This window comes from Rhizobacter sp. P1_G5, assembly GCF_056405435.1.
Genome location: NZ_JBFUCB010000390.1, coordinates 1 through 5,782 on the forward strand (window position 1 = coordinate 1; position 5,782 = coordinate 5,782).

Consider the following 5,782-nt stretch of genomic DNA (forward strand, 5'->3'; position numbering starts at 1 on the left):
GGCATCCAGGTCGCGCAATCGCTGCTGTTCAACAGCGACGACAGCGCGCTGGTGCTGGTGTCCGGCAAGGCCGCGCTGGTGAAGGTCAACGTCACGAGCATCGGCAAGACGACCAGCACCAAGCCGAGCGGCACGCTGCGCGTGACCAGCGCCGACGGCGCCATGCGCGACCTCCTGCTGACGGCCCCCACCGGCGCGCTGCCGGCCGCCGTGTCGGCCGTGCCCAGCTTCACCGATTCGTACACCGCCACCGTGCCGGCCGATCTGGTCAAGACGGGCGTGAAGTTCACCGCGCTGATCGGCAGCGCTGCAGGCAAGACCATCACGCCGCGCGTCGGCGGCGGCACGCCGATGAAGTTCGTGCCGATCTCGGTCCAGATCGCGGGCACCGCCGGCAAGCTGCCGGTGAGCCAGGCAGCCCACCTGCAGGCGCTGTTCCCGGTCTCGTCGGTCAGCGTGCAGTCGCACCCGACCTACGTGTCGAGCCGCGTGACCACGCTGCCCACCACCGAGACCGACTGGCGCACGGCGTACAGCAAGATCCTCGGCGAACTGGCCGACCTGCACCTGCTGGAAGGCGCTGCCACGCACGATCATTACTACGGCTTCATCCCGAAGCGCACCTGGGGCCTCGTCGGCCTCGCGTACCCGAGCGGCAACGTGGGCGTCGGCACCGACATGCCCGAGCAGCCGACCGCCGTGCGCGATATCGTGGCGCACGAGATGGGCCACAACTTCTCGCTGCAGCACGCGGCCTGCGGCGACGTCGCCGTTCCCGACCTGGACTACCCGTACCCGAATGCCACCCTCGGCGAGGCCGGCCGCTACATCTGGCCGTACCTGGCGGACAGCAACACCTTCTACGACCCGCGCCCGACCGATCGCCACGACMTCATGAGCTACTGCGGCGGCCAGGTCTTCTCCGACTACAACTACCGGAAGATGCAGACCTACCTGACSCCGKCGGACAARTCGATGGTCAACGWGKCSGCYGCCGCRGTGACSTCGGCCACGCARGACCTGCTGCTGATCAGCGGCGAGATCGGTGCSWCSGGCACGGCCGAGCTGAACCCGGTGAAGTCGCTGGTGGGTCGGCCCCAGGCCCCTGAGGCCGGTGCGTACACGCTGCGCATCGTGTCGGCCAGCGGCACCACGGACATCCCGTTTGCGCCGCGYACGCTGGACCATGACAGCACGCTGCAGCACTTCGGCTTCACGATCCCGAACCCGGGTGCGATCCAGGGCATCACCGTGCTGCAGGGCGGCAAGACGCTGCTGAACTCGCAGGCCAGGGCCGCCGGCACCGCCGTGCGCGCGCAGGCCGTGTCGGCTCCGCGGGTGCAGGTGCAGGAAAGCGGCGGTGCGCTGACGCTCACCTGGGATGCGGCGCGTCACCCGTACCTGACCGTGACCTGGGTCGGCACCGAGCAGCGCCGCACCCTGGCACAGGACCTGCGCGGCGGCACCGCCACGCTGTCGAGCGCCGACCTGCCGACCGGCGGCAGCTTCGAGCTGGGGCTGTCGGACGGCCTGAACGCGGTGCGGGTCTCGCACACCCGCTGATCGCGACAACAAGGGCGCTCAGACGCCCTTGTTGCGCATCCAGTCCGCGGTCTGGAAGAAGGATTCGCGCAGCCGCGTGATCAGCGCCGGGTCGAGCTCGGTTTCCTGCATCGCCTGGTGCATGCAGGCGAGCCACTGGTCGCGCTCCAGGATGYCGATCGAGAACGGCAGGTGGCGCGCCCGCAGCATCGGGTGGCCGAAGCGCTCCACGTAGTGCTGCGGCCCGCCGAGCCAGCCGCACAGGAACCAGAACAGCTTGTCGCGCGYGGCGTCCAGGCTGGGCCCGTGCGCGGCGCGCAGCGCGGCATAGCCGGGCTCCAGGTCCATCAGGTCGTAGAAGCGGTCGACCAGCGAGCGCACGACGCCCTCGCCACCGACCCATTCGAACGGCGTGGCGGGCTTGGATTCGGGGAGTGCCTCGCTCACGGCGTCGCGAGCCTGGCAGCGATCGCCACGATGGCCTTGGCGGCCTCGCAGCCGGGCAGCGATTCGAGCAGCAGCTGGCGCTTCTGCACCGCCTCGCGCACCGAGGGGTCGATCGGCACCTCGCCCAGCAGCTCGAGCTTCAGCGACGGATCGGGCCCGGCCAGCTGCGGCGCGACGAACTTGTCGACCACCTGCTGCAGCTGCCCGCGGATCACGCGGCCTTCGCCGGCGCGGTTGACCTGGTTCACCACCAGCGAGATCTTCGTGCGCTGCTGCTGCGTCGCGAGCACCTTGATGGTCGCGTAGGCATCGGTCAGCGAGGTGGGTTCGGGCGTCGCGACGACCAGCACGTCGTCGGCCAGCGAGACGGCGTAGAGCACCACGTCGGAGATGCCGGCGCCGGTGTCGAGCAGGATGCGGTCGTAGCGCGGCGCCACGGTCTCGATGATCTTCAGCAGTTGCTCGCGCACCTCGGCGGTCAGCCGCGAATACTCGACCAGGCCGGAGCCGGCCAGCAGCACCGAGAAGCCACCCGGTGYCGGCAGGATCGCGTCTTCCAGCTTCGCCTTGCCGGTGAACACGTCGTGCAGCGTGATCTTCGGGAACAGGTTCAGCACCACGTCGAGGTTGGCGAGGCCGAGGTCGGCGTCGAGCACCAGCACCCGCTCGCCGCGGCGCGCCAGGGCCGCCGCGAGGTTCGCCGACACGAAGGTCTTGCCCACGCCACCCTTGCCGCTGGTCACGGCCAGCGTGCGCGCACGGTGCCCCGTGTGGGGAGGCGGCGCGGCAGCAGCGGCGGTTTCTGGGGTGCTCATCGCTTGCTCAACATTCATTCAATGTCCTGGAACTGCGACGTACCGAACAGCATGCCCTTCTCCTCGGCGCTGACGAGCGACACCGGCGGCTGCTCGAGACAGGCGCGGTTGCGGCCCTCGCGCTTGGCGCGGTAGAGCTGCTGGTCGGCGCGTTCGATCCACAACGTGGCCGACGAGCGCACCCACTGCGGCGCGAACGCCCCGCCGAGGCTGATCGTGACCGACAGCGATTGCCGCCGCGCCACCGTGACCGGCGTGCCCTCGACCTTGCTTCGGATGCGCTCGGCCACCATCTGGCCGAACGCCGGCGGGCAGTTGGGCAGGATGATCGCGAATTCTTCGCCGCCGAAGCGGGCCACGGTGTCCATCGGCCGCACGCAGCTCATCAGCGAGGCGGCCACGGCCTTCAGCACCAGGTCGCCGGCCGCGTGGCCGTGCGTGTCGTTGACCATCTTGAAACGGTCGATGTCGACCATCAGCACCAGGGCCGGCTCGCCGGCGCGCGCCACGCGGTCGATCTCGCGGGCGAGCGCGAGCTCGAACTGGCGGCGGTTCGACAGGCCGGTCAGCGCGTCGCGGCTGGACAGGTCGCACAGCGCGTCGATCACCGACTGCAGCCACACCGTCTGGCCCACCTGCGCGAAATCCGGCAACGAGTGCCCCGACTGGCCCAGCAACTGCAACGCTGCGGCCAGCCGCAGTTGGGGTGCGGGAGTCGGGTCAGGCGTTGCGGGTACTGCTGGAGATGTGGACACGTCGAGCCCGGGGCTGTATGGATTCAGTCTAGCAGCGGACATATTCACGCCCACTCCTGAAATACGCGGTGATTGGCACCCATCTCAACCCTTGGGGGCCTCTCAAGGTCCCCAGACTGGCAACCGATAAGCCGTGGAAGGTGGCCGCATCGGAGTCCGCTGGTCCCGTCTCGAACAACATCCGAACGATCTCTGGAGACTTCATGAGTGCTGCGTCCCCTGCCGAACTCGCCGCGTTGCGCAACGCATCCGACCAGGAGTTCAGCTTCGGCACTGCCGATTTCGAACGCGTGCGCCAGCTGATCTACCAGCGCGCCGGCATCAGCCTGCATGCGGGCAAGCAGGCGATGGTCTACAGCCGGTTGTCGCGCCGCCTGCGCGAGACCGGCCAGCGCAGCTTCGCAAGCTACCTGCAGTGGCTCGAAGGCGCCAGCGGCCCGCAGGCCGACCGCGAATGGCAGGAGTTCGTGAACTGCCTGACGACCAACCTGACCTCGTTCTTCCGCGAGGAACACCATTTCCATGCGCTCGCCTCCGACCTGAAGGCGCGCGCCGGCCAATCGCTGCGCGTCTGGTGCAACGCCGCCTCGACCGGCGAGGAACCGTATTCGATCGCGATGACCTGCGCCGAGGCGCTCGGCCACAGCGCGGTGCGCATCATCGCGAGCGACATCGACACCAACGTGCTCGCCACCGCCGGCCGCGGCGTCTACCCGGCCGATGCGCGCGGGCTGACCGCCAACCACCATCGCGCCCACTTCCTGCGCGGCAAGGGCGACAACAGCGGATTCATCCGCGTGAAGCCCGAGCTGGCGCGCATGATCGAGTTCCGCGTGCACAACCTGATGGACGCGCGCTGGTCGCTCGGCGAGCCGTTCGACATCGTGTTCTGCCGCAACGTGATGATCTATTTCGATGCGCCGACACAGCGCAAGGTGCTGGAACGCATCCACGGCGTGATGAAGCCCGGCAGCCTGCTGTTCGTCGGGCATTCGGAGAATTTCACGGATTCCAAGGACATCTTCCGCCTGCGCGGCAAGACGGTCTACGAACGGGTCTGAGCCTGCTCAAGCACCCCCCGCAGCCCGCCGATATGGAAAGACCATGGCCTTGATCAGCTCCAACACCCCCGCGGCCGGCTCCCGGCTCGAGCGCCTGAAGGGCGCGCCGCGCAAGCCGGGGGAGGCCTCGTTCTTCTTCTACGACGCGCACTTCAGGAACGACGCCGTCAAGATCCTGCCCGGCGAGTACTTCGTGCACGACGAGGACATGCTGATCATGACCACGCTCGGCTCGTGCATCGCCGCCTGCCTGTGGGACCGCAACGCGAAGGTCGGCGGCATGAACYACTTCATGCTGCCCGACGGTGCCGGCGATTCGGGCCGCTACGGCTCGTACGCGATGGAACTGCTGATCAACGAGATGATGAAGCGCGGCGCGAACCGCATGACGATGGAAGCCAAGGTGTTCGGCGGCGGCCAGGTCATCAGCGGCATGAACACGATGAACGTCGGCGAGCGCAACACCAGCTTCGTGATCGACTACCTGAAGACCGAGCGCATCCCGATCGTGTCGAAGGACGTGCTCGACATCTACCCGCGCAAGGTCTGCTTCCTGCCTGGCAGCGGCAAGGCGATGGTCAAGCGCCTGGCGCCGGCCCACACCGATGCGCTGGTGCAGCAGGACCGCATCGCCGCGCAGAAGGCCGTGCCCGCCGCGACCGGCGGCGGCTCGGTGGACCTGTTCTGACCGCCCGACAACAACGCAAGACAAACGACAGCGACAGCGAGACAACCCTGCAAGGCACGAACATGGCAAAGACACGCGTGGTGGTGGTGGACGATTCGGCATTGGTGCGCAGCCTGCTCACCGAGATCATCAACCGGCAGCCCGACATGGAGTGCGTCGGCGCGGCCAGCGACCCGCTGGTGGCGCGCGAGATGATCCGCAACCTGAACCCGGACGTGATCACGCTCGACGTCGAGATGCCGCGCATGGACGGCATCGACTTCCTCAGCAAGCTGATGCGGCTGCGCCCGATGCCGGTGGTGATGGTGTCCACGCTGACCGAGCGCGGCGCCGACGTGACGCTGCGCGCGCTCGAACTCGGCGCGATCGATTTCGTCGCGAAGCCGAAGATCGGCGTCGCCGACGGCCTGCGCCTGCTGGCCGAGGACATCACCGACAAGGTGCGCATCGCATCGAAGGCCCACATCCGCAAGC

The 5,782-nt window shown here is 68.3% G+C and carries 7 protein-coding genes; 4 read left to right on the top strand and 3 right to left on the bottom strand.

Annotated features, from left to right (window positions below; genetic code table 11):
* The coding region (locus tag AC1D12_RS22620; protein WP_477842995.1) for a hypothetical protein at positions 1-1,563 on the top strand (1,563 nt) is incomplete at its 5' end.
* An 18-nt stretch (positions 1,564-1,581) separates the two neighbouring features.
* Here the strand turns inward: AC1D12_RS22620 and AC1D12_RS22625 are convergent.
* From AC1D12_RS22625 to AC1D12_RS22635, 3 genes are read right to left on the bottom strand one after another with little or no spacing between them, the layout of a single operon-like run.
* Positions 1,582-1,989 (bottom strand): group II truncated hemoglobin, encoded by a 408-nt coding sequence (locus AC1D12_RS22625; protein WP_477842997.1) that lies wholly within the window; start codon positions 1,987-1,989, stop codon positions 1,582-1,584.
* The gene (locus tag AC1D12_RS22630; protein ID WP_477842999.1) at positions 1,986-2,804 is read right to left on the bottom strand and encodes a MinD/ParA family protein; all 819 of its coding nucleotides are present in this window, start codon (positions 2,802-2,804) and stop codon (positions 1,986-1,988) included. The genes AC1D12_RS22625 and AC1D12_RS22630 overlap by 4 nt, the downstream gene beginning before the upstream one ends.
* A 14-nt stretch (positions 2,805-2,818) precedes the next feature.
* Positions 2,819-3,487, bottom strand: coding sequence for a GGDEF domain-containing protein (locus tag AC1D12_RS22635; RefSeq protein ID WP_465114227.1), 669 nt, complete (start codon positions 3,485-3,487; stop codon positions 2,819-2,821).
* A gap of 275 nt (positions 3,488-3,762) precedes the next feature.
* Between AC1D12_RS22635 and AC1D12_RS22640 the strand changes: the two genes are divergently transcribed.
* The 3 genes from AC1D12_RS22640 to AC1D12_RS22650 all read left to right on the top strand — a co-directional run.
* Complete coding sequence (locus AC1D12_RS22640; RefSeq protein WP_047507462.1) at positions 3,763-4,620, top strand: CheR family methyltransferase; 858 nt, start codon at positions 3,763-3,765, stop codon at positions 4,618-4,620.
* 43 nt (positions 4,621-4,663) lie between these two features.
* On the top strand, positions 4,664-5,308 hold the full coding sequence (cheD, locus tag AC1D12_RS22645; protein ID WP_477843001.1) for a chemoreceptor glutamine deamidase CheD: 645 nt from the start codon (positions 4,664-4,666) through the stop codon (positions 5,306-5,308).
* A gap of 62 nt (positions 5,309-5,370) precedes the next feature.
* A partial coding sequence (locus tag AC1D12_RS22650) for a response regulator (RefSeq protein WP_477843003.1) occupies positions 5,371-5,782 on the top strand: 412 nt, incomplete at its 3' end.